This is a genomic window from Achromobacter spanius (assembly GCF_003994415.1).
GTDB classification, from domain to species: Bacteria; Pseudomonadota; Gammaproteobacteria; order Burkholderiales; family Burkholderiaceae_B; genus Achromobacter; species Achromobacter spanius_C.
On record NZ_CP034689.1, the window covers coordinates 3534948 to 3556352 of the forward strand.

Below are 21405 nucleotides of genomic sequence, written 5' to 3' on the forward strand. Positions count from 1 at the left end.
GGAGCCCCAACATGAATATCGGCGAAGCAGCAAAAAGCTCCGGCATTTCCGCCAAGATGATCCGCTATTACGAAAGCATCGGCCTGATCGGCCCCGCAACGCGCACGGACTCGGGCTATCGCGTCTACACCGACCAGGACCTGCACACGCTACGCTTCGTGCGGCGCGCGCGGGACCTGGGGTTTTCGGTGGAGCAGATGAACGAGTTGCTGGCCTTGTGGAAGGACCGCAGCCGCGCCAGCGCCGACGTCAAGCGCATTGCGCTGGAGCACGTAGAGGAACTGGAGCGTAAGGCAGAAGCCCTGCGCGACATGGCCGCGACGCTCAAACATCTGGCGCAGAACTGCCATGGCGATGACCGGCCCAACTGCCCGATTTTGGAAAACCTGGGCCGGTCGCACTGAGGCCTGGGTAATGGCCTGAGTAATGGCCTGAGTAATGGCCTGGGCAAGGGCCCGCGCAGCGGTCTGCGCAGGGGCCCATGCAAGGGCCCGCGCCAAGACAAAGTTACGGCGTTTCCGCGGCCTCGCCCGCCCCTGCTGCCTCTGCCGCCACGCGCGCATGGTAGGCGTCTGTCGCCGCCTGCTTGACTGCCGCCTTTTCAGCGGCGGCAGCGGCCTTGGCCTCTTCCGCCGCGATGGCGTCGGCTTCTGCCTGGATGGCGCGCTGGCGAGCCCGTTCCTTCACCTCCGCCACGCCGGCGGCATCCAGCGATTCAAACACGGCGATGGATTCCACGTGGCCCGTATGCGGGAACATGTTGATCACGCCCGCGCTCTTCAGCACATAGCCGCCTTCATGCACCAGGATGGCGGCGTCGCGCGCCAGCGTGGCCGGGTTACAGGACACATAGACGATGCGGCGCGGCCGCTCTTGCACCGTCAGTTCCGACAGCGCTTGCGACACCGCGTGCGCGCCTTCGCGCGGCGGGTCGATCAGCATGCGGTCGAAGTAACCCAGGCTGCGCAGCCAATGCGCATCAACCTCGAACAGGTTCAGTGTGGCGAAGCTGGTGCGTTCGCCCAGGCCGTGGCGCGACGCTGCGTCAAAGGCGCGGTCGGTCAAGGCCTTGCTGCCTTCCACGCCCACCGCTTCGCGGCCTTGCGTGGCCAGCGGCAAGGTGAAATTACCCAGGCCGCAGAACAGGTCGGCCACGCGGTCCGTAGGCTGCACATCCAGCAGCTTCAAGGCGCGCGACACCATGGCGCGGTTGATGGCGTGGTTGACCTGCGTGAAATCGGTGGGGCGATACGGCATGCGCAGCCCGAATTCCGGCATCGTGTAGGACAAGGAGTCGGCGTGCTCAGGCTCCAGCGGATGCACGGTTTCCGGGCCCTTCGCCTGCAACCACCACTGCACGTTGTGCTCGGCGGCAAAGGCGCGCAGGATGGCGATGTCGCCATCGGTCAGGGGCAGCAGATGGCGCAGCACCAGCGCGGTGACGCCATCACCCAGCGACACTTCAATCTGCGGCATGCGGTCGGGCGCCGACATGGACCCGATCATGGCGCGCAGCGGCATCAGCAGGTCGCTGACGTGGCGCGGCAGTACATGGCATTCACGCATGTCGGCCACATAGCTGCTCTTGCGCTCGTGAAAACCCACCAGCACCCCGCCCTTCTTCGGCACCACCCGCACCGACAGGCGGGCGCGATAGCGGTAGCCCCAGGTCGGGCCCTGCAACGGCGGCAGAATCAGCGCCGGACGCAGCTTGCCGACGTGCCAGAAGGTGTCTTCCAGCGAACGTTGCTTGATGGCCACCTGCGTGCTGGGTTCCAGGTGCTGCATGGCACAGCCACCACAGACGCCAAAATGCGGGCAGCGCGGCACGACCCGCTGCGACGAGGGGCGCAGCACCTCATCCACGCGCGCAATCTCGTAAGACGGCTTGCGGCGCACCGTGACGGTGGTGACCCGTTCGCCCGGCAAGGCGCCTTCCACGAACACCACTTTCCCGTCGCGGCGGGCGATCCCCCTGGCTTCCAGATCCAGGGACTCGATACTCAAAACGTCTGACATCTCACGCAGTCCAGAATTACACGCAACCCATGATTGTAAAAGGACTCCGTGCATTCCCGGAAATGGTCTTTGACGGGGCCGGACCGCCCCGCCTCCCCGCCCGCCGGCAAGCCCAGGTTATGCAGCCTGCCTGCGGCGCAAGCGCAACGATTGCAGGCACAGCGCCCCCATTGCGGCCAGAGCGGCGGCGGCGCCCACCAGCGGCAGCACCGGCAAACCCAGCCACGCGATCGTCAGGCTGCCCAAGCCGCCCCCCACCGCCGTGCCCAGGTTGAACGAAGCGATGTTCAGCCCAGCGGCCACCGCCGTGGCGGCCGGCACGCGGCGTTGCGCCAGCTTCAGCAAACGCAGCGTCAACACCGTCACGATGCAAAAGAACACCAGGCCCAGCACGCCCGCCAGCGCCAGCACGGCGTAGCCCGAGGCGCGGAACTGGTAGAGGCCCAGCAGCGTCGCAAAGAGCCCCGTCAACGCCAGCAACGCGGCGCGGTCGGGATCCATCTTGTCGACCAGGTAGCCGCCCAGCAGGTTGCCGCCGATGGAAAACAGCCCGAACAACAGCATCGCCGTACTGAGCCGCTGCACGCCCACGCCGGTCACCTGCAATAAATAGGGCGAAATAAAGGTGAAAAAGCAGAAGGTCGCCACGCTGACCAAGGCCCCCACCCCTGCCGTCATCAGCATTTGCGGGTGGGCGATGGCACGCAGCGCGGCCATGGCGCCGGGCCTGCCCTGCGCCGCCGTAGCGGCGCCCGCGTCGCGCGGCATGCACCACAGCAAGCCGGCCAAGCCCAGCACGGCCAACGCGCCAATCGCCAGGAACACCGCGCGCCATGACCAGACGCTGCCCAGAAACGTGCCCAGCGGTACACCCAGCGCCAACGCTAGCGTCAGGCCGATCCACACCACCGCCACGGCGCGTCCGGCACGCGCCTCGTCCACCAGCCGGGTGGCGGCGTCGGACGCCACCGCCATGAACACGCCATGCGCCAGCCCCACGGCAAACCGCAAGCCCAGCAGCATCGGCAGCGTGCCCGACAGGCTCATCAGGACGCTACCCACCGCCAGCACCCCCATGGCCCACGCCAGGGTGCGCCGGTCTCGCCAGTGCGCAACCAAGGCGGTCAGCAGGGGCGCGCCGATGGCCGCGCCGAAGGCATAGGCGGCGATTGCCGTGCCGACCGCCTCGATCTTGGCGTGCAGGCCATCGGCCATGGCCGAGACCAGGCCGGCCACCACGAATTCAGACAGGCCGAATGCAAAGGTGCAGACGGAGAAAAGATAGACAGCGATAGGCATGGCGTTCAAAGGTCAGCAAAGACAGCCGCCGAGCTTAGAAGCGCCACCGTGCGCCGTAAAATAGTTTATTTATCGCTAAATAAGACTTCTAGCGTCTTATTTGATCAGCCGAACGGCGTCGATCAAGCGATCCCGCACAGGCGACGCCCGCTCTGCATTCCACGCCATCAGCAATTCCACATGCCGCAGCGCCTCGGACGCATCGGCGGCTATGGGGCGGAACACGACGTCGTCGCCCCCGGCCCGGACCAGCGACGCGGGCAGCAAGGCCACGCCGAAGCCCGCCGCCACCAAGGCCGTCACCGTCTGCAACTGGCGGGCCTCCTGCGTCACTTTGGGCACAAAGCCCACCGTTTGGCAGAGCTGGGTGAGCTGATCGTGAAAGCCTTGCCCCAAACGGCGGGGCGACCCTACGAACGGTTCGTCTTTCAACGCAGCCAAGTCCACCACCGCTTCGCCTTCCAGGCGATGCCCGGCCGGCAAGGCAACCTGGATAGGCTCTTGCAACAGGCGGTCGAATTGCAGGCTGGGCGTGGTGGCGCCGGGTGTACGCATGAAACCGATATCGGCGCGCCCTGCCTCCAGCGCCTGCACTTGCTCGTGCGTGGTCGCCTCTTGCAAGGTGAAAGCGACCGCCGGATTCGCATCGCGAAAACCACGCAACGCACGCAGCAGCGGAGCATACGGCGCGATATTGATGAACGTCAGCGTCAAATGGCCGTCCATGCCTTGCGCCACGCGCCGCGTATGCGCCACGCTGTCTTCGAGTTCACCCAGGATGCGGCGCGCGGACTGCAGGAATGCCGCACCCGCCGCCGTCAGGGCCACGCTGCGATTGGTGCGCTCAAACAACTGCGCGCCAATTTCAGCTTCAAGCCGCCGGATGGCCTGGCTGAGCGGCGGCTGCGCCATGTGCAGGCGCTGCGCCGCGCGATTGAAATGCAGGGTTTCCGCCACGGCGACAAACTGCCGCAACAACCGGGTTTCGATCATTGCGGCGCGATCAGTCCAGTTCAGCCCGGGAAAACAGGTCTTGAATCAGCTTCCTGTCTTCGCAAGCGGCCTTGAACGCCAGCGCGAAGGTCTTGAGCGCTTCGCTATCGGACGAATAGGCGCAGAACGTATCGGCTTCCGGATCGAAATCGATCAACTCATCGAGTTCGGGCGTTTTCTCGTTCAGAAAAACCAGCGCCAACGACGTCCAGTCGTAGCCCGTGCCCAGAAACCCCTCTTCCCTTCTGCGGCGAAAAACCTCTTCCTTGTATTCCCCGACATTGAGGCTTACCGAGAAGTTGCCTTCGTACTCCATCCAGGAAAACGGCTTGATTGTTTCTTCGAAATCGATAGTCACTGCGCTCAAAGCTCCTTGAATCGCCGGCCGCCGACAGTAGCGGCCAGGCTGATGCGTGGAAAGTCCCCTCCGCATCTTGTGCGCGCCCATTAGAGGCAATTATTGCGATGAGTGCAACGCGGTTCGTCGTGAAGGCCGCCTTGCCCGGGGACTTTGGCGCCCATTGCAGGATAAAAAAAGGGGAATGGAAGGGGACTGTCCCATCAGACAGTCTCCTTCCATTCCCCAAAAGCCGGCGCCATTTACAGCGCCGCCACGGATTTCAAATCAGAACGCACGCGCCACGGAAAACACCGCGCCTATCCGGCCGGACGGATGGCCGTATTTGGTGGGCAACCAGTTGTCCTTGGTGGCGCCCACTGCGGCCAACCCCAGCACCCAGCCCTTCAGGTCTTTGGTGACGCCGACCTTGTAGTCGACGTAGTGGCCGATGGAGTCGCCGTCCATATTGGATTGGTTTTTTAGCTTTTGATAACCCAGGTGACCCAGCAAGCCCCAGCCGTCGCCCAGATCAAAGGTGGCCGTGCCGTCCAGGTACCAGGTGCCTTTGCTGTCGGGCGTACTGAAAAAGTCGCTGGGCGTGTAGGAATACTTCAACGAGTAGTTCCCGTAGGAGGCGCCCAAGTACAGGTCGGTGTTGTTGTAGTTGCCGCCCTTCGGGGAGCTGGAACCGGGGTAGTAGTAATGCAGCACGCCGGCATCCAAGGTAAAGCCGCCGCCTACGTCGCCTTTCCAGCCGCCGTAGAAATCCATTTCCAGGTTGCCATCGGTGAACACGAAATCAGAGACGTTGGAGTTCCAGTTGCCGAGATAGAAGCCAGAGCTATGGGCCAGATCAAACCCCACCTGCACGGCAGGCCGGAAGTCAGTTTGGGAATAGCCGCGGAAGCGGTAGTCGCTGACGATGGCGGCGTTGCCGCTAAGCGAAAATCCGGCTCCCAGGTCGGTGGGTTCGGCCTGGGCGGTCGAGGCGAAACAAGCGGCAAGCGCAAAAGGCAAGGCTAGCAACGTCTTCTTCATGGTGCGGAGTCCTGATCGGATTTAACGAGGAGGAGGAGGACGGCCTGTGGCGCCTCCCTCTGACCGGCTTTGCAGCGGTTGGTTACCGGTTCATTCTTCCTGAAGCAATGTCCGTGCCAGGTTTCAGCGGGATGACACGCGGGTCGCGCCTGAAGTAATGCCACAGTGACAAGCAGTAATTCCGACACAGAACGCACGCGCACACGCACCAGAAGCGGGCGCATCCCGTCACGCCAGCGTGACGCCGTGCATCAACATGGGGAATCTGCGCCAAACTGGTTCAACGCGCGGGCTCGTGCAGACCACTGGAACAAACAAAAACCCGGCACGCGGGGAACGCGTCCGGGTTTGGTGAAATGGCGTCCGCCCCTTGATGGCAGCGAACGGTGGCTGTTTAGTTGGCCGAAGGCGGCGGAGGCGGAGGCGCGTCGGCGCCAGCGGGCGGAGGCGGCGGCATACCGCCCTTGCCCTTGCCATGGCGTGCTTCCATCTTGGCGTGGCGCTCCTGCATCTTGGCTTCGCGGTCCTTGACGATCTTCGTCACCTGCCCACGTTGCGTATCGTTCAGGCTGTCCCACACCGCCAGCCATTGCTCGCGCACCTGCTTGGCTTCAGCACCGAACTGATCGCGCGATTGCTCCGATTGCGCCATCAGCGCGCGGGGGTCAAGCTTGCCGCTGTCCAGTTGCGACTTCAACAGATCATGGCGCTTGCCACCGGCTTCGCGCATGGCCTTGTGCAGATCGCGCTGGCCTTCCTGTGCGGTCTTGAACAGCGCCTGCTGTTTCTCGTCCAGCTTCAGTTGATCAACCTGCGCCTTGGATACGGGCCCCAGGCCGGGGATGAACAGGCCGTCGCGCATTCCCTTGTGGAACTCGCCACCGCGCGGGCCGTGGTGATGCATGGCGGCTGGGCCGCCGTCGGCGGGAGCCGGAGGCGCGGCCACGGCGGAGCCAGCCACCAAGCCGCCGGTCGCGGCGACAAATGCAAGAGCGGCCAAATTGGAGCGAAGTGCGAATCGGGACATGTGTGTCTCCTGAAAGTGAAGAAAGCGAGGCCATTGTGCGGTTGGCCCGGTTTCAACCGGGTTTCGCCGTCGCGGTCCATGTTTCAGTCGATTGCGCCTGCACCAGACGTGAAAACGGGGCCTTGCGGGGCCCCGTCATGTCCTGGTTTGCCTGGTTTGCATCTACACGCCAACGCAAGGCCCGGCTTCAGATGGCGTCCCAGGCCGCCATGTATTCCTTCCAGTGCGGCGCGTCGCTGGCCGACAGCGTGTCGCGCACCAGCGATACTTCGGCGTCGTAGCCGGTGCGGTCCAGCTCGCCACGCAGAAAGCGGAAGCGGCAGTACACCAGCCAGGTGTTGACGACGTCGGTTTCGCAATAGGCGCGCACTTCGTCGGCGCGGCCCGTGTTCCAGGCTTCCCATACCTTGCTGCCGTCCATGCCGAGCTTGCCGGGAAAGCCGCACAACTTGGCCAGGTCATCCAGCGGCGCGTTGGCACGCCCGTTGTACTTGGCCAGCACATCCATCAAGTCCACATGGCGCGTGTGGTAGCGCGCAATGTAGTTGTTGAACTTGAAGTCGCGATCTTCTTCGCCCATGTCCCAATAGCGCGGCGCGGGCACGCCCAGGATCAGGCTGCGGTAATGCAAAACCGGCAGGTCGAAACCCGACCCGTTCCAGCTCACCAGCTTGGGCGTGTAGCGTTCGATGGTCTTGAAGAAGCCCGCCAGCAAGGCGGCCTCGGGGTCATCGGGCTGCCCCAGCGTCTTGACGCGAAAGCCTTGGTCGTCGCGGAACACGCAGCCCACCACCGCGACCTTGTGCAAGTGCAGCGGCAGGAAATCATGCCCTACGGCTTCGCGCCGCGCGGCTAGGGCTCGTTCAACGACTTCCTGGTCCGAAACATCCGCCCCCCAGCCGTTGAGCTTGCGCAGCCCATCGGCGTCAGGGATGGTTTCCAGGTCGAATACCAGGGTGGGCGTCATTTTGCGGGCAGGTACTGCATGGGATCGACCGGCGTGCCCTGGCGGCGGATTTCAAAGTGCAGACGCGGCGACGTCGTGTCGCTCTGGCCAAGTTCGGCGATCTTGGCGCCGCGCTTGACGTTCTGCCCCGTCTTCACGAGCAAGGAGCGGTTGTGCGCGTAGGCCGTGATGAAACCGTTCTGGTGTTCAACGATGATCAGGTTGCCCAAACCGCGCACGCCGTTGCCGCTGTACTTGACCAGGCCATCCGCGGCGGCGGTGATCGGGTCACCCAGGGCGCCGGAAATGTCGATGCCCTTGCTGCTGGCGTTGAAGGTCTGCACGATGGGGCCGCTAGCCGGCCATGCCCAATTGATGACGCTGGCGTCTGCCGCGCGCGGCGCGGGCTTGACTTCGACCGGCGCTGGCGCGGGCGTGGCGTCGGGCGGCGGATTGGTGGCGGTGGAACTGTCAGGCTGGTCCAGCGGACGCGGCTGCGGCTTGGCGCTGGCGATGGGGGCCGGTTGCGCACCCGTGCTGGCGCCGCCCGACATCTTCAGCACCTGGCCTACCGAGATCTGGTTGGGATCGCTGAGGTTGTTCCAGCGCTTGACGCTTTCGATATCCACGTTGTTGGCGCGGGCGATCTTGTACAGCGTGTCGCCCGGCTTGACCACATAGCTGCCACCGGGTTGTACCGACGACGGCTGTCCGTTGGTCATGTCGACCACCGGAGCACGAGTTCCTTTTGATGCGCAGCCGGCCAGAATAGCCAGGCTGAGTGCCCCCGCGATAAAGAGCGGGCGGCGCAGGCGCGTCATGGACGCGCCCATAGTCATATCGGTCAGTTGCGACTGCCCGTTGAGCATACGTTTCTCCTGTTTGCTCAAGATTGTATTCCGGCGCGTAGCGGCACAAAGCGCACGGCCTCTAATTCAGTGCGTTTCCAACTGGCCGCGCCGGTGCGTTCAATCAACACCAAGCGCTGGTTGGTGCCCCCTTCGGGAGCGATCAGGCGTCCGCCAGGCGCAAGCTGCGTAAGCAGCGCTTGCGGAATGGCCAGGCCAGCGGCAGCCACAACGATAGCATCGAACGGCGCCACGCCGGGCAGGCCCAGCGTGCCATCGCCGTAGATCAGACGGATGCGGGTGGTCAGCCGCAAGGCGCGCAGATGCTCGCGCGCCAGTTCGTAAAGGCCGCGGATACGTTCGATGGAATGCACTTCACGCACAAACTGCGCCAGCACCGCCGCCTGATAGCCGCAGCCCGCGCCCACTTCCAGCACGCGCGTCGGCGTGCGGTCGTCGCACGCTGCCGCGATCATACGTGCCACCACCCAGGGTTGCGAGATGGTTTGCGAATGCCCGATGGGCAACGCCGCGTCTTCGTAGGCTCGGCTGGCCAGCGCTTCATCCACGAACAGATGACGTGGCACCGCGGCCATGGCGTTCAGCACGCGCTCGTCGCTGATGCCCTGCCCACGCAAGCGCTGCACCATGGCTTGACGCAAGCGGTCAGAGTTCAAACCCAGATTGTTGCCCGAGGCAGGCGTGGGCGCCTGCGTCTGACGCGGCAAAGTGGCCGCGGAAATACGGGTGTTGCTGTTGGTCGCGGTGACGCCGGGGCTGAGCCGGCCTGAGTCGTAGCGAACCGGGCTGGGCCGTCCGGGCACTGCCTGCGACACATCAGGTTGACTTACGCGTTTGCGCATAACGGCTCTGCCCAAGTTCGGATTTCGTCCAGTTGACTGTGCTGGGTCAGGTCCAGCCGCAAAGGCGTCACGGATACCGTGCCCTGCTCCACCGCATGAAAATCAGTGCCCGGCGTGGCATCGGCGGCCAAGCCGACGGGGCCGATCCAATACACCGTATCGCCGTAGGGGGTGGTGGTACGCACGACGGGCTGCGACGGATGGCGCTTGCCCAGCCGCGTGACCGCAAAGCCGTGCAGGTCTTCAAAGCGGCGGTTGGGGATGTTGACGTTCAGCAGCACGGGCGCGGCCAGAGGCTGCGCCAGATGACGTTCCACCACCAGCCGGGCGGCGCGCGCGGCGGAATCGATGTGTTCCCAGCCCTTCTCGGCCAACGAAAAGGCGATGGCGGGAATACCGAACAGATAGCCTTCGCTGGCTGCCGCCACGGTGCCCGAATAGAGCGTGTCGTCGCCCATGTTGGCGCCGTTGTTGATGCCGGACACGACGAGGTCGGGTCGCGCATCCATCAAACCCGTCAGCGCCACGTGCACGCAATCGGACGGGGTGCCGTTGACGGCAATGAAGCCGTTCGAGGCCGTGCGAACCGTCAAGGGCCGGTTCAGCGTCAGGGAATTAGAGGCGCCGCTGTGGTTGGTCTCGGGCGCGACGACGGTAAGATCGCCCAAACCCTGCAGCGCCTCGACCAGCGCTTCCAGCCCAGGGGCAGAGTAACCATCATCGTTCGAAACCAGAATTCGCATTGTGCATCCGAAAGAAAATAAAACGCGGTTGGACGTGTCGGATTGTACCGTCCGCCGCGTCACCCTGTATGACCGTGTGCATCCGTGGGGCATGCGGGCCACGCTCGATAACCCGTACCCAGTGGTTGCGCGCGGCGCGGTAGAATCCGCAGCCATTACGACAACAACCGACAACAACGGACTCCCTTATCCATGGCGATTACCGAACCCTCGCTGGCGTTCACCGCTGCGCTTGTCCTGCTGGCCTACCTGATCGGCTCCGTGCCCTTCGCCGTGGTGGTCAGCAAGCTGATGGGGCTGCAGGACCCCCGCAGTTACGGGTCCAAGAACCCCGGCGCCACCAATGTGCTGCGCACCGGCAACAAGACCGCCGCCGCGCTGACCTTGCTGGGTGACGCCGCCAAGGGCTGGTTCGCGATCTGGCTGGCCGAAAGGCTGGCCCCCGGCATCGCCCCCGTCGGCTTGGCGCTGGTGGCGCTGGCCGCTTTCGTCGGCCATCTGTACCCGGTTTTCCTGCGCTTCAAGGGCGGCAAGGGCGTGGCGACCGCACTGGGCGTGCTGGTGGCGATCCAGCCCTGGCTGGCCGTGGCCACCGCCGCCACCTGGCTGATCATCGCCGTGTTTTTCCGCTATTCGTCCCTGGCGTCGCTGGTGGCGGCGTTCTTTGCGCCCGTCTATTACGTCTTTGGCTCGGGGCTGGCCTGGCACGCTAAGCCGGCGCTGGGCGTGGCCTTGGCGGTGATTGGCGTGCTGCTGTTCTACCGTCACCGCGCCAACATCGCGCGCCTGGTGCAAGGCACGGAAAGCAAAATCGGCGGCGGCAAGAAGAAGTAGTTCTGTCTTGCCGGCCGGTGGAACGAGGAACGTGAACCGGTCAGGCAATATCCGCCAGGTCCCAACGTGGTTTCACCGTGAAGCTGTGCGCATCCGCGTCCAGGGTCACAAGCCCCGCCTTGACGCGCTCGGCCGCCGCGAAGGCGATCATTGCGCCGTTGTCGGTGCATAGCTCAAGCGGCGGGAAATAAGCCTGCGCGCGCAAGGGCTTGAGCGCCGCGGCCAGCTTGGCGCGCAGCAACTGGTTGGCGCCCACGCCGCCCGCCACGACCAGGCGGCGCAGCCCGGTCTGCTTGAGCGCCTTGATGGCCTTGGCCGCCAGCACATCAACAATCGCGCCTTGGGTGGCCGCCGCCAGGTCGGCACGGGTCTGATCGTCCAGCCCCCCTTCCTTTTCAGCCGCCTTGACGCGCGTCAGCACCGCCGTCTTCAGGCCGCTGAAGCTGAAATCCAGGTCGCCGCTATGCAGCATGGGGCGCGGCAAATCAAAACGGGTCGCGTCGCCCTGCCCCGCCAGTTTGGCCAGCGCCGGACCGCCGGGGTAGCCCAGGCCCATCAGCTTGGCCGACTTGTCAAAGGCTTCGCCCGCGGCGTCATCCAGCGTTTCGCCCAACAGTTCGTAGCGGCCCACGCCATCCACGCGCATCAGTTGCGTATGGCCGCCTGACACCAGCAGCGCCACGAAGGGGAAGTCGGGGCGCGGGTCCGCCAGCATCGGCGACAACAGATGGCCTTCCAGGTGATGGATGCCGATGGCGGGCAGATGGCGCGACCACGCAAACGACTGCGCGACGCTGGCGCCCACCAGCAAGGCCCCCGCCAGACCCGGCCCCGCCGTGTAGGCGACGGCGCCAATGTCCGACATTTGCAGGCCGGCGTCTTGCAGCACCTGGCGGGTCAAGGGCACGACGCGGCGAATATGGTCGCGCGACGCGAGTTCCGGCACCACGCCACCATATTCCTGGTGCATGGCGATTTGGGTATGCAGCGCGTGCGCCAGCAGACCGCGTTCCGTACAGACGGCTGCGACACCGGTTTCGTCGCAGGAGCTTTCAAAGCCGAGGATAATCATGGCGGCAGAGTTTACAACTGATGCGAAAATACGCCTGTTTTGAAATCGCGCGGCGCCCATCGGCCGCCGCCTACAACAACCTACAAGCCTGCAAACACACTGGGGACTGGAATGCTGGAGAAGTTATTCAAGCTGCGTGAACACGGCACCACGGCGCGCACCGAAATCGTGGCTGGCCTGACGACGTTCCTGACGATGTCATACATCATCTTCGTCAACCCGGACATCCTGTCGTCCACCGGCATGGACCGCGACGCCGTCTTCGTGGCCACCTGCCTGGCGGCCGCGCTGGGCTCGCTGGTGATGGCGCTGGTGGCCAACTGGCCAATCGGCATGGCGCCCGGCATGGGCCTGAATGCGTTCTTCGCCTTCACCGTCGTCAAGACCATGGGCTACACCTGGGAGCAGGCGCTGGGCGCCGTGTTCATCTCGGGCGTGATCTTCCTGATATTGACGATATCGGGCATCCGCGTGTGGCTCGTCAAAGGCATTCCGCATTCCCTGCGCAGCGCCATCGCGGCGGGCATCGGGCTGTTCCTGGCCATTATCGCGCTGTCCAGCGCGGGCATTGTGGTTGCCCATCCGGCCACCAAGGTTTCCCTGGGCAACCTGACGGCGCATGGCCCGCTGTTTGCCATCCTGGGCTTCTTCATCATCGCGTCGCTGGACGCCTTGCGCGTGCGCGGCGCCATCCTGATCGGCATCATCGTCGTCACCGTGTTGTCGATGGCGCTGGGCTACAACGAATTCAAGGGCATCTTCTCGGCCCCGCCCAGCCTGGCCCCCACCTTCCTGAAGCTGGATATCCTGGGCGCGCTGCACAGTGGTTTTGTGCATGTGATTCTGGTGTTCGTGCTGGTTGAAGTGTTCGACGCCACCGGCACGCTGGTCGGCGTGGCCAAGCGCGCCGGCCTGGTCCCGGAAGGCCGCCCCAACCGCCTGGGCCGCGCGCTGTTCGCCGACAGCACGGCCATCGTCGCCGGTTCCGCGCTGGGCACCAGCAGCACCACCGCGTTCGTGGAAAGCGCCTCGGGCGTACAGGCCGGCGGCCGCACCGGCATGACCGCCCTGGTGGTGGCCCTGCTGTTCCTGGCCGCGCTGTTCATCTCGCCCTTGGCCGGCGCCGTGCCTGCCTACGCCACGGCTCCTGCCCTGCTCTATGTGGCCGGCCTGATGATGCGCGAACTGATCGACATCGACTGGAACGAAGTCACCGAAGCCACGCCGGCTGCGCTGACGGCGCTGGTCATGCCCTTCACGTACTCCATCGCCAACGGCATCGCCTTTGGTTTCATCAGCTACGTGGTGCTGAAAACCGCCACCGGCAAGATCCGCGACGTGCATCCGGCCACCTGGTTGGTCGCTGTTCTGTTCGTGATCCGCTACGCCTTTTTCCCCGAATAGCCTGGGTAGAAGTCAGCTTTCATTCAGCCGCCCGGCGTTGCCGTGGCGGCTTTTTCAATTGCCGCCAGGCGCAGCGATCAGTTCCTTTCGCGTTCGGTCCACCACGGCGTAGAGCAATACAGCGGCCGCGAGCACTGCCGCAACCCCATTGCCGATCAGAAGTCCTTTGAATACGGGCTGAATCGCCGATGGATCAAACCAGCCTAAGGATATAGGGACCCCCACAATAATCAGCGCAAGCCGGAGCAATGGCGGACCCGCCCTCCAATCCAGCAATCGAAGCAATGTAATGAGCAACATCGCCAATCCGTCGAACGCCACCACCCAGATCGCAATAAAGAAGACGCTTAGCAACTCTGGCGAGACCTGTCCCAGATAAAGCCAGGAAAGCAGAGGAGACGCGACATACAGGATTGCTCCGCTCAGGACGACATAAGAAAGTCCAAAAATTGCGAGGCCCTTCAAATCAGTGAGGATCCGATGCGGCAGCGCAGAAGCGACGTTGGCAACGGCGCGAGTCATCCCGATGTAGATGACAGAGGCAATGTTCAAGAAATTTATCCCAATAGCGAGCAGCGCCACCAACCCCTCGTTGCCTCGTGCACTGGCGTACGCAAACAAAAACGACATGCCACCAGTAAAAATCAACCCCACCAGCGCCTCGGATCGACCGTAGCTGAACAGGTCCTTCCATTCGATCCGGTCGAAAACCGGCGCAATGGAAATTCGATAAGTGGCCACACAGCCGTAGAGCACACACGCCAACAGCAGTAGTCTGACCACCGTTGTGGCAACGGCCACCGCCACGGCAGGGGAAAACAGTCCAACGTTGATAAAAAGCAGGTCCAGCAACGCGTTCGCAACGGCTGCTCCGACGGTCAACCTGAGCACCCAGCCTGCCCCACCCGACGCTTCGATCATCGCGCAGAGCGCAATGTAGATAGTGGTGGGGGCGATACCAATCGCCAGTGCGTAATAACTATCGCGCGCGTTCTCCGACATTTCCACAAAAAATGCCATGGCGACTGACATCAGGAAAAGCAAAACGCCCGCGAGCAGCCCATAGCCAACGATCGACCTCGTGATGGTTTTCGAGTGCGGCTTTCGCAAATTAAAAGCAATGTTCACGCCCACCGTCAGGCCAAGCGCAAGCACGATATAGATCTGCGAAAACTGGACTGCCAGCGCAAAGTCGGCCGTCTCGCTTAGAGAAAACCTGTTCAGGATCATCAGATCCAGCGACACCATGGACAGAGCGACCAATCGGGATCCCGAGATGGTCAGGGATTGGCGGATAACCTCCCAATAGTTCACTTCTGCTCCTTGCGCCATTGATAAGTGCTTGGCATTACGCCAAGCTTCGCACGCACCTCAAATAGCCCTTCTGTCTCACTAAGCCAGAAAACCAGCATGAAGGTCAAGCAAATAATAAGAACCTCAAAAAATCGTATTTTTACGAAAGGGTTTACACGAATTGAGGCCAAATAATTACCAAGTTAAGTTTCAACCGCCAGGACAGATTCATGAGTCAGATTTTTCCTAGGCATTCAACCTCTTTTCAACAAGGAAGCCCAATGAAATCGAAAAAAATCGTGGTTAAAGTAAACGACAAGGACGCGACCTGCGGCAGTTATAACAAGTAATTAGTCCGTAACGACGGGCGGCCGACGAGCCCACCTCGTTGGCCGCCTTACGCTTAGACGGAGAAACAAATGAGAATCGCATGTAGCTACAACCCAAATTTCATTACCTCCAAAAATCTTCTAGAACATGACGTAGAACTAATGGAGGTGGGTTTAACCGCATACCGCCGGGTGTTCTCTCGCGAAAGAAAGTTTATATCCAACTATCGGAACGATTTATCTGTTCACATCGTAAGCACCCCTGTCAAGTAGACATCGGTTGATAGACGATCGGAGCAAGGGTTAGCCGGGGCATGAATTGCACCGGCGGGAGGCCACCCAGCGATTCATGCGGGCGGTACTGGTTGTAATCGACCAGCCATTGATCGGTAATCGCCTGGACCTGCTCAAGGTTGGCGAACAGGTGCGCGTCGAGCACCTCGGTTCGATAAGTTCGATTGAAGCGCTCAATGAAAGCGTTCTGATTTGGCTTGCCCGGCTGGATATAGCGGATCGCGATGCCCTTTGCGCTAGCCCATTGGGTGAACGCCTCTGAGATCATCTCCGGACCGTTATCCAGGCGTATTGCGTCAGGCGGCCCATAGCAGTCGATCAAACGGCTCAATACCCGAATGAGGCGTGCAGACGGGATGGACACGCCTACCTCGATGGCCAAGCACTCCCGGTTCGCCTCGTCGATCACGTTCAGAGTGCGAAACCGCCGGCCGCAGTAGAGAGCGTCATGCATGAAGTCGAGCGCCCAACAACGATTAGGCTCTGTGGCCAGATCCAGCGGCTGTCGCGGTCGGTCGGGAAGCCGCTTTTTGCGGCGCCGAGGCAAATTCAGACCCATGTCGCAGTACACCCGATGAACGCGCTTTTTGTTCCAGCCGCGACCGTCGAGGCGCAGCCGGGTGAAACACTTCCAGAATCCCCAACGCCCATGCCGGGTCACAATGGCATTGAGAGCATCAATGACTTGGGAATCCCGCTCAGATGCCGGCATTGGCTTCTTGTAGTACGCCGCCCGCGATAGGCCGGCAATCTGACAAGCGCGCGTGATTGAGAGCTTGGCTTGCACCAGCTGTCCCACCACTTCGCGCCTGGCCGACGGCGTCAGGATTTTCGATTCAAGACATCCTTGATCGCTGCATTCTCCAGCGCCAAGTCGGCAAACATGCGTTTGAGCTTGGCGTTTTCAGCTTCCAGTTCGCGCAGCCTCTGCAACTCGGAAACTTGAACGCCGGAGAACTTGCTCTTCCAAAGGTAATACGTGGCGTTGCTGATGCCGTGTTTGCGGCACAGCTCGGCGACCGGCATGCCGGCTTCGCCTTCCTTCAGAACAGCAACGATCTGGCTCTCGGTAAATCTGCTTTTCTTCAAGGGAATCTCCAACTCAGGGAGGCTCCGAAATTCTACCGGGCGGTGTCTACCTGAAGGGGGAGCTTACGACATCTCTCGCTCACCCATTACAGAAAAGCGAAGCCATCAAGAAGTCTTCATCAAAGAAAAGCTGTCTCCTCTTAAATATGACGAACGAGTTATTAGCATTGGCTTCCACCTTTGTGGAGAACGACACCACAACATTGGAAAGTTAGGTTTCTCTTCTCACTACACTGCAACAGCCGCCACAGAGCGAAGTGCGGTCGAATTTATAGATCTCGCCAGAAAAGAATCCGGGAAGAAAATTTGGATAGAAAATGCAAATTTCTACTCGAACAGTGCCGCAGAAATTTTCAGCACCTGGAAAAGCATAGAGAAAATAGCCGGAGAGAGCGATGCCAATCTAATCGTGGATGTCAGCCATTTAATAATTGACTCCCACAATGCAAAACTCCCCACCGATGCATCAATCGGGTTAATACCTTGGAATAGGGTCGTGGAAGTACATTTATCCGGCATTACTACCGGAAAAGATGGAAGCATGCATGACGGCCATGGAACGCCAGTACACGCTAAAGCTTGGCACCTGCTCAACGGTCTGATACGTGCTGACCTCATCCCACGCGACGCCTATATAAATATTGAGCACAGCGACGAAGAGTGGAAGGACTTTCCCTCAGAATACAAGGACGATTTCGCTACCTTGAGAGCCATCCTGGCTGAACGCAGCACCCCCACCGCGAGAGTGGGCGATGCAAATCTCAAGTATGCAGAGAATTTCCTTAAGAAGATTCTGAAAGGCGCCGTTGCGAATTTTTCTGAAATTATCGAACTAGATGGAAGGTCCGAATCTCAATTGCTTCATGACTGGGTGGATCATGTAAAAAAAATGGATAAGCGCATATCTCTTTCTAAAGAAGAAATAGACAGTGAGACTGAAAAATCATCAGTTTATTTTTTGGACTCTTTTTCGGATTTTTTGAACAAATAATGAAAATCGGAATAAACTGGACTAGCACGCGAGATTTGGCTAGCGTAAGGGAAATAATTAACAAAGGCGCAATTGATTTTGTCGAAATAATGATTGACAATTTTCTATCATGCAATGCAGCTTCCATCAAATCCGTATTGGGCGGAACGGCATGCGCATTTCACATTATGAACTCCAGATTCCTCCACCAAGATTCCGAGGTTCTCATGGAAATTGCCTGCAAAATTAATGAACTCAGTTCCGCCCTCAACCCCATCTATACCTCAGATCATCTAGGAAAGTTCCTTCACCGCGGCCACTACTTTCCTCAAATGCTAGAAGTCAATTACGCCACCGACTTAGCCTTTTGCTCAGAGAAACTCTCACACTGGCAGGCAATACTGGGGTCGACTCTTTTCATCGAAAATTACCCGTCCATCATTGCCCAGCCGTACAAACAGGCGGATTTTTTTGAACAGTTGAAAAGAAGCACATCATGCAATCTCCTATTTGACATTTCAAACGCAACGATCGCGGAAATTAATATAGGCGAGGATGCATTGGCATGGCGAATACTCAGCACTGACACAAAGCACTTCCATATTGCTGGTTTCGCCAAGACTTCGTTTCTTCCCCATTTCTTCGTAGACACTCACGACTGCAACATCGACCCGCGCAGCATTCGGCTTGCGGAGAAGATTCTGAATAACCGAGAGGAAATCACCGTATGCGTCGAAAGAGATTCCAACTTTGAAGTCGAAAATTGGATGAACGAAATATCTCGTGTGCGAAACTTGATACCATGATCTCGAGAACTTACGACGCCATCGTCGACCCTGGCGGTCAATCTTCGAGTCTTTCCGGAACAGCACGCTCGTACGTAGCATTGGTGAAAGATTCGATGCGTGATCACATACTGAGAGCAGCACCATTCACCTCTCTTATTTGCAATTTGAACGACACCTCTACGCTCGACAATTTCATTTCTTGGTGCTTCCGCAGGAAGGCAGAGTTGGATTGGAGGACTGGAATTTCATTATTAAGATACATATCCGAAACCAAGAGTCCACCTCAAGATCTAATAAATCAGCTGATGTCCTACGCCGTTTCGCAATGGACATTCACAGACCGCACCTCCAACCTATGCATCGCAGCCTGGTCCCACCTATCCCCATGCAGAGTATTCGTAGCGATGAAGGCTGTAGTTGCGTTCGAAGAAAGAGATGTTTTTTACTGCGACCTCGAAGACCACTTAGATTTTTCGACTGAAACGTGGCATTCGACTTTCCCGCAAATTACAGCACTGGAAGATTACTTTAATCACAAATCCTGCTAGCGGGCCTTGCGGCCTATCGTGACGGCCTCCTTTTAACCGTGGCTTTTCCTGGGCTAACCCACGCTGCCTAAACAGGGCTCGTAAGCTCCCCCTTCAGGTAGACACCGCCCGGTAGAATTTCGGAGCCTCCCTGAGTTGGAGATTCCCTTGAAGAAAAGCAGATTTACCGAGAGCCAGATCGTTGCTGTTCTGAAGGAAGGCGAAGCCGGCATGCCGGTCGCCGAGCTGTGCCGCAAACACGGCATCAGCAACGCCACGTATTACCTTTGGAAGAGCAAGTTCTCCGGCGTTCAAGTTTCCGAGTTGCAGAGGCTGCGCGAACTGGAAGCTGAAAACGCCAAGCTCAAACGCATGTTTGCCGACTTGGCGCTGGAGAATGCAGCGATCAAGGATGTCTTGAATCGAAAATCCTGACGCCGTCGGCCAGGCGCGAAGTGGTGGGACAGCTGGTGCAAGCCAAGCTCTCAATCACGCGCGCTTGTCAGATTGCCGGCCTATCGCGGGCGGCGTACTACAAGAAGCCAATGCCGGCATCTGAGCGGGATTCCCAAGTCATTGATGCTCTCAATGCCATTGTGACCCGGCATGGGCGTTGGGGATTCTGGAAGTGTTTCACCCGGCTGCGCCTCGACGGTCGCGGCTGGAACAAAAAGCGCGTTCATCGGGTGTACTGCGACATGGGTCTGAATTTGCCTCGGCGCCGCAAAAAGCGGCTTCCCGACCGACCGCGACAGCCGCTGGATCTGGCCACAGAGCCTAATCGTTGTTGGGCGCTCGACTTCATGCATGACGCTCTCTACTGCGGCCGGCGGTTTCGCACTCTGAACGTGATCGACGAGGCGAACCGGGAGTGCTTGGCCATCGAGGTAGGCGTGTCCATCCCGTCTGCACGCCTCATTCGGGTATTGAGCCGTTTGATCGACTGCTATGGGCCGCCTGACGCAATACGCCTGGATAACGGTCCGGAGATGATCTCAGAGGCGTTCACCCAATGGGCTAGCGCAAAGGGCATCGCGATCCGCTATATCCAGCCGGGCAAGCCAAATCAGAACGCTTTCATTGAGCGCTTCAATCGAACTTATCGAACCGAGGTGCTCGACGCGCACCTGTTCGCCAACCTTGAGCAGGTCCAGGCGATTACCGATCAATGGCTGGTCGATTACAACCAGTACCGCCCGCATGAATCGCTGGGTGGCCTCCCGCCGGTGCAATTCATGCCCCGGCTAACCCTTGCTCCGATCGTCTATCAACCGATGTCTACTTGACAGGGGTGCTTACGGGCTGAACAAAGACCTGGTATGGGTTCGCCTGGCGCTGCCCCCGTTGAGTTACAACCCGCCCGCCCATAAGGTTGCTGCCTGCCCCGGTTGAATTCGTCGATACACTCCCCATGTATCCCGTATGGAGTTCACCTTGCGCCTTATTCGCCTTATCCCCGCGTTGCCGTCCTGTCTTGCCCTGAACGAGGGGATGTCCGCATGAGCGCCCTTGCCCGCATCCCGTTTTCGGTCCTTGATCTGGCCCCTATTGTTCAGGGCCGTGACGCTGCCGACGCTTTCCGCAATACCGTGGCGGTGGCCCAGCATGTGGAGCGGTTGGGCTACAACCGCTTCTGGTTGGCCGAGCACCACAACATCAATGGCATAGCGTCCAGCGCCACCGCCGTGTTGATCGGCCATGTGGCCAGCCAGACACGCACGCTGCGCGTCGGATCGGGCGGCATCATGTTGCCGAACCATGCGCCGCTGATCATCGCCGAGCAATTTGGCACGCTGGAAACCCTGTACCCCGGCCGTATCGACCTGGGGCTAGGCCGTGCGCCCGGCAGCGATGGCGCCACGCAGCACGCGCTGCGCCGGGGCCCGCGCAGCGGGCTGGAGTTTCCGGCGCTGGTTGAAGAACTGCGTGGTTTCCTGGCGGCTTCCCGGCCGGGCCAGCCCGTGCGAGCCATTCCCGGCGAGGGGTTGGACATCCCGATCTGGCTGCTGGGGTCCAGTGATTTCAGCGCGCGCCTGGCCGCCGAACTGGGTCTGCCGTTTTCTTTCGCGGGGCATTTCTCGCCGGAAGGCATGGCCGCGATGCGGCTGTACCGGCACTTGTTCAAGCCGTCGGAGACGCTGTCGCGCCCTTACGCGATGATCGGCGTACCGGTGGTGGCGGCCGAATCCGACGAAGCCGCCCAGCGCCAATCGACCACGCAGCAACTGAAATTCCTGTCGCTGGTGCGTGGCCACCGCCTGCAATTGCAGCCGCCGGTGGACAGCATGGACGGCTTATGGAACGAATGGGAGCGTGAGGCGGTCAATCAAAGACTGAGCGCTTCGATCGTGGGCGGACCGGACACCGTGAAGCGGCGGCTGGAAGCCCTGGTGGCCGAAACCGAGGCCGATGAAGTCATGATCGTGTCCGACTTTTTCGACATCGCCGATCGCCTGCGCTCTTTTGAGATTGTTGCGTCCTTGAAGAACGACGCGGGCGTCTCGACAAAAACCGCGGTCTGAGCACCGCTGACTGCGCTCTCCACAGCGCCAACCATTGCGACGCTGCCATCGCCCGCTCTACTATTGACCCAGAGCGCGTGGCACATAAAGCGTCGCCGAATCAGGCCGGGGCTGGCACACCCCGGATCCCCGATACCGCCTTTTTGCGCCGCGCTCCGCGGCAAGGA

The 21405-nt window shown here is 60.7% G+C and carries 21 protein-coding genes; 8 read left to right on the plus strand and 13 right to left on the minus strand.

Annotation, left to right across the window (positions count from 1 at the left end; translation table 11 throughout):
- Nucleotides 1–11 precede the first annotated feature (11 nt).
- Nucleotides 12–404, plus strand: a complete 393-nt coding sequence (gene cueR, locus ELS24_RS16040; protein WP_050446929.1) for a Cu(I)-responsive transcriptional regulator — start codon at nucleotides 12–14, stop codon at nucleotides 402–404.
- 103 nt (nucleotides 405–507) lie between these two features.
- On the opposite strand, the gene rlmD is transcribed toward cueR, so the two are convergent.
- From rlmD to surE, 10 genes are all read right to left on the minus strand, one after another.
- A complete protein-coding gene (rlmD, locus tag ELS24_RS16045) occupies nucleotides 508–2019 on the minus strand; it encodes a 23S rRNA (uracil(1939)-C(5))-methyltransferase RlmD (protein WP_127184684.1) in 1512 nt (503 codons plus the stop codon).
- Between the two features lie 117 nt (nucleotides 2020–2136).
- A complete protein-coding gene (locus ELS24_RS16050) occupies nucleotides 2137–3318 on the minus strand; it encodes an MFS transporter (RefSeq protein WP_127184685.1) in 1182 nt (393 codons plus the stop codon).
- A 96-nt stretch (nucleotides 3319–3414) separates the two neighbouring features.
- Complete coding sequence (locus tag ELS24_RS16055) at nucleotides 3415–4311, minus strand: LysR substrate-binding domain-containing protein (protein WP_127184686.1); 897 nt, start codon at nucleotides 4309–4311, stop codon at nucleotides 3415–3417.
- Nucleotides 4312–4321: 10 nt separating this feature from the next.
- Nucleotides 4322–4669 (minus strand): Imm51 family immunity protein, encoded by a 348-nt coding sequence (locus tag ELS24_RS16060; RefSeq protein ID WP_230695040.1) that lies wholly within the window; start codon nucleotides 4667–4669, stop codon nucleotides 4322–4324.
- A 267-nt stretch (nucleotides 4670–4936) separates the two neighbouring features.
- Nucleotides 4937–5689, minus strand: a complete 753-nt coding sequence (locus ELS24_RS16065; protein WP_050446935.1) for a TorF family putative porin — start codon at nucleotides 5687–5689, stop codon at nucleotides 4937–4939.
- A 394-nt stretch (nucleotides 5690–6083) separates the two neighbouring features.
- Nucleotides 6084–6716 carry a hypothetical protein gene (locus ELS24_RS16070; protein WP_127184687.1) on the minus strand — a complete coding sequence of 211 codons (633 nt, stop codon included), beginning with the start codon at nucleotides 6714–6716 and terminating at the stop codon, nucleotides 6084–6086.
- A 187-nt stretch (nucleotides 6717–6903) separates the two neighbouring features.
- The gene (locus ELS24_RS16075) at nucleotides 6904–7683 is read right to left on the minus strand and encodes a 3'-5' exonuclease (RefSeq protein WP_127184688.1); all 780 of its coding nucleotides are present in this window, start codon (nucleotides 7681–7683) and stop codon (nucleotides 6904–6906) included.
- Nucleotides 7680–8531 (minus strand): peptidoglycan DD-metalloendopeptidase family protein, encoded by an 852-nt coding sequence (locus ELS24_RS16080; RefSeq protein ID WP_050446938.1) that lies wholly within the window; start codon nucleotides 8529–8531, stop codon nucleotides 7680–7682. The genes ELS24_RS16075 and ELS24_RS16080 overlap by 4 nt, the downstream gene beginning before the upstream one ends.
- A 17-nt stretch (nucleotides 8532–8548) precedes the next feature.
- Nucleotides 8549–9373 (minus strand): protein-L-isoaspartate(D-aspartate) O-methyltransferase, encoded by an 825-nt coding sequence (locus tag ELS24_RS16085; protein WP_050446939.1) that lies wholly within the window; start codon nucleotides 9371–9373, stop codon nucleotides 8549–8551.
- Entirely contained in the window at nucleotides 9358–10116 is a 759-nt protein-coding gene (surE, locus tag ELS24_RS16090) for a 5'/3'-nucleotidase SurE (RefSeq protein WP_050446940.1), read from the minus strand. Before surE ends, ELS24_RS16085 begins: the two co-directional genes overlap by 16 nt.
- Before the next feature lie 192 nt (nucleotides 10117–10308).
- On the opposite strand from surE, the gene plsY reads away from it, so the two are divergent.
- The gene (plsY, locus tag ELS24_RS16095; RefSeq protein ID WP_050446941.1) at nucleotides 10309–10950 is read left to right on the plus strand and encodes a glycerol-3-phosphate 1-O-acyltransferase PlsY; all 642 of its coding nucleotides are present in this window, start codon (nucleotides 10309–10311) and stop codon (nucleotides 10948–10950) included.
- 40 nt (nucleotides 10951–10990) lie between these two features.
- Here the strand turns inward: plsY and tsaD are convergent, their stop codons facing one another.
- Nucleotides 10991–12022, minus strand: coding sequence for a tRNA (adenosine(37)-N6)-threonylcarbamoyltransferase complex transferase subunit TsaD (gene tsaD / locus ELS24_RS16100; RefSeq protein WP_050446942.1), 1032 nt, complete (start codon nucleotides 12020–12022; stop codon nucleotides 10991–10993).
- Between the two features lie 111 nt (nucleotides 12023–12133).
- Between tsaD and ELS24_RS16105 the strand changes: the two genes are divergently transcribed.
- Nucleotides 12134–13426, plus strand: a complete 1293-nt coding sequence (locus tag ELS24_RS16105; protein WP_127184689.1) for an NCS2 family permease — start codon at nucleotides 12134–12136, stop codon at nucleotides 13424–13426.
- A 54-nt stretch (nucleotides 13427–13480) separates the two neighbouring features.
- On the opposite strand, the gene ELS24_RS16110 is transcribed toward ELS24_RS16105, so the two are convergent.
- Entirely contained in the window at nucleotides 13481–14758 is a 1278-nt protein-coding gene (locus ELS24_RS16110) for a hypothetical protein (protein WP_127184690.1), read from the minus strand.
- Between the two features lie 242 nt (nucleotides 14759–15000).
- On the opposite strand from ELS24_RS16110, the gene movA reads away from it, so the two are divergent.
- The gene (gene movA / locus ELS24_RS31720; protein WP_425521046.1) at nucleotides 15001–15069 is read left to right on the plus strand and encodes a methanobactin-like peptide MovA; all 69 of its coding nucleotides are present in this window, start codon (nucleotides 15001–15003) and stop codon (nucleotides 15067–15069) included.
- 244 nt (nucleotides 15070–15313) lie between these two features.
- Here movA and ELS24_RS16115 read toward each other — a convergent pair.
- Nucleotides 15314–16431 (minus strand): IS3 family transposase gene (locus ELS24_RS16115; protein WP_370641308.1). Its coding sequence is split into 2 segments (ribosomal slippage): nucleotides 15314–16182 and nucleotides 16182–16431, totalling 1119 coding nucleotides; the frame shifts between segments, so codons are not numbered across the junction.
- On the opposite strand from ELS24_RS16115, the gene ELS24_RS16120 reads away from it, so the two are divergent.
- The 4 genes from ELS24_RS16120 to ELS24_RS16135 all read left to right on the plus strand — a co-directional run bounded on the left by ELS24_RS16120 (nucleotide 16367) and on the right by ELS24_RS16135 (nucleotide 21238).
- Nucleotides 16367–17422 (plus strand): multinuclear nonheme iron-dependent oxidase, encoded by a 1056-nt coding sequence (locus tag ELS24_RS16120; protein WP_164741260.1) that lies wholly within the window; start codon nucleotides 16367–16369, stop codon nucleotides 17420–17422. The genes ELS24_RS16115 and ELS24_RS16120 overlap by 65 nt on opposite strands.
- Before the next feature lie 89 nt (nucleotides 17423–17511).
- Nucleotides 17512–18207 (plus strand): multinuclear nonheme iron-dependent oxidase, encoded by a 696-nt coding sequence (locus tag ELS24_RS16125; RefSeq protein ID WP_240669558.1) that lies wholly within the window; start codon nucleotides 17512–17514, stop codon nucleotides 18205–18207.
- Nucleotides 18208–18884: 677 nt separating this feature from the next.
- A protein-coding gene (locus tag ELS24_RS16130; protein ID WP_370641308.1) for an IS3 family transposase occupies nucleotides 18885–20002 on the plus strand; the annotation gives its coding sequence in 2 pieces (ribosomal slippage) (nucleotides 18885–19134 and nucleotides 19134–20002; 1119 coding nt in all).
- 213 nt (nucleotides 20003–20215) lie between these two features.
- A complete protein-coding gene (locus ELS24_RS16135) occupies nucleotides 20216–21238 on the plus strand; it encodes an LLM class flavin-dependent oxidoreductase (RefSeq protein ID WP_050446944.1) in 1023 nt (340 codons plus the stop codon).
- Nucleotides 21239–21405: the final 167 nt, after the last annotated feature.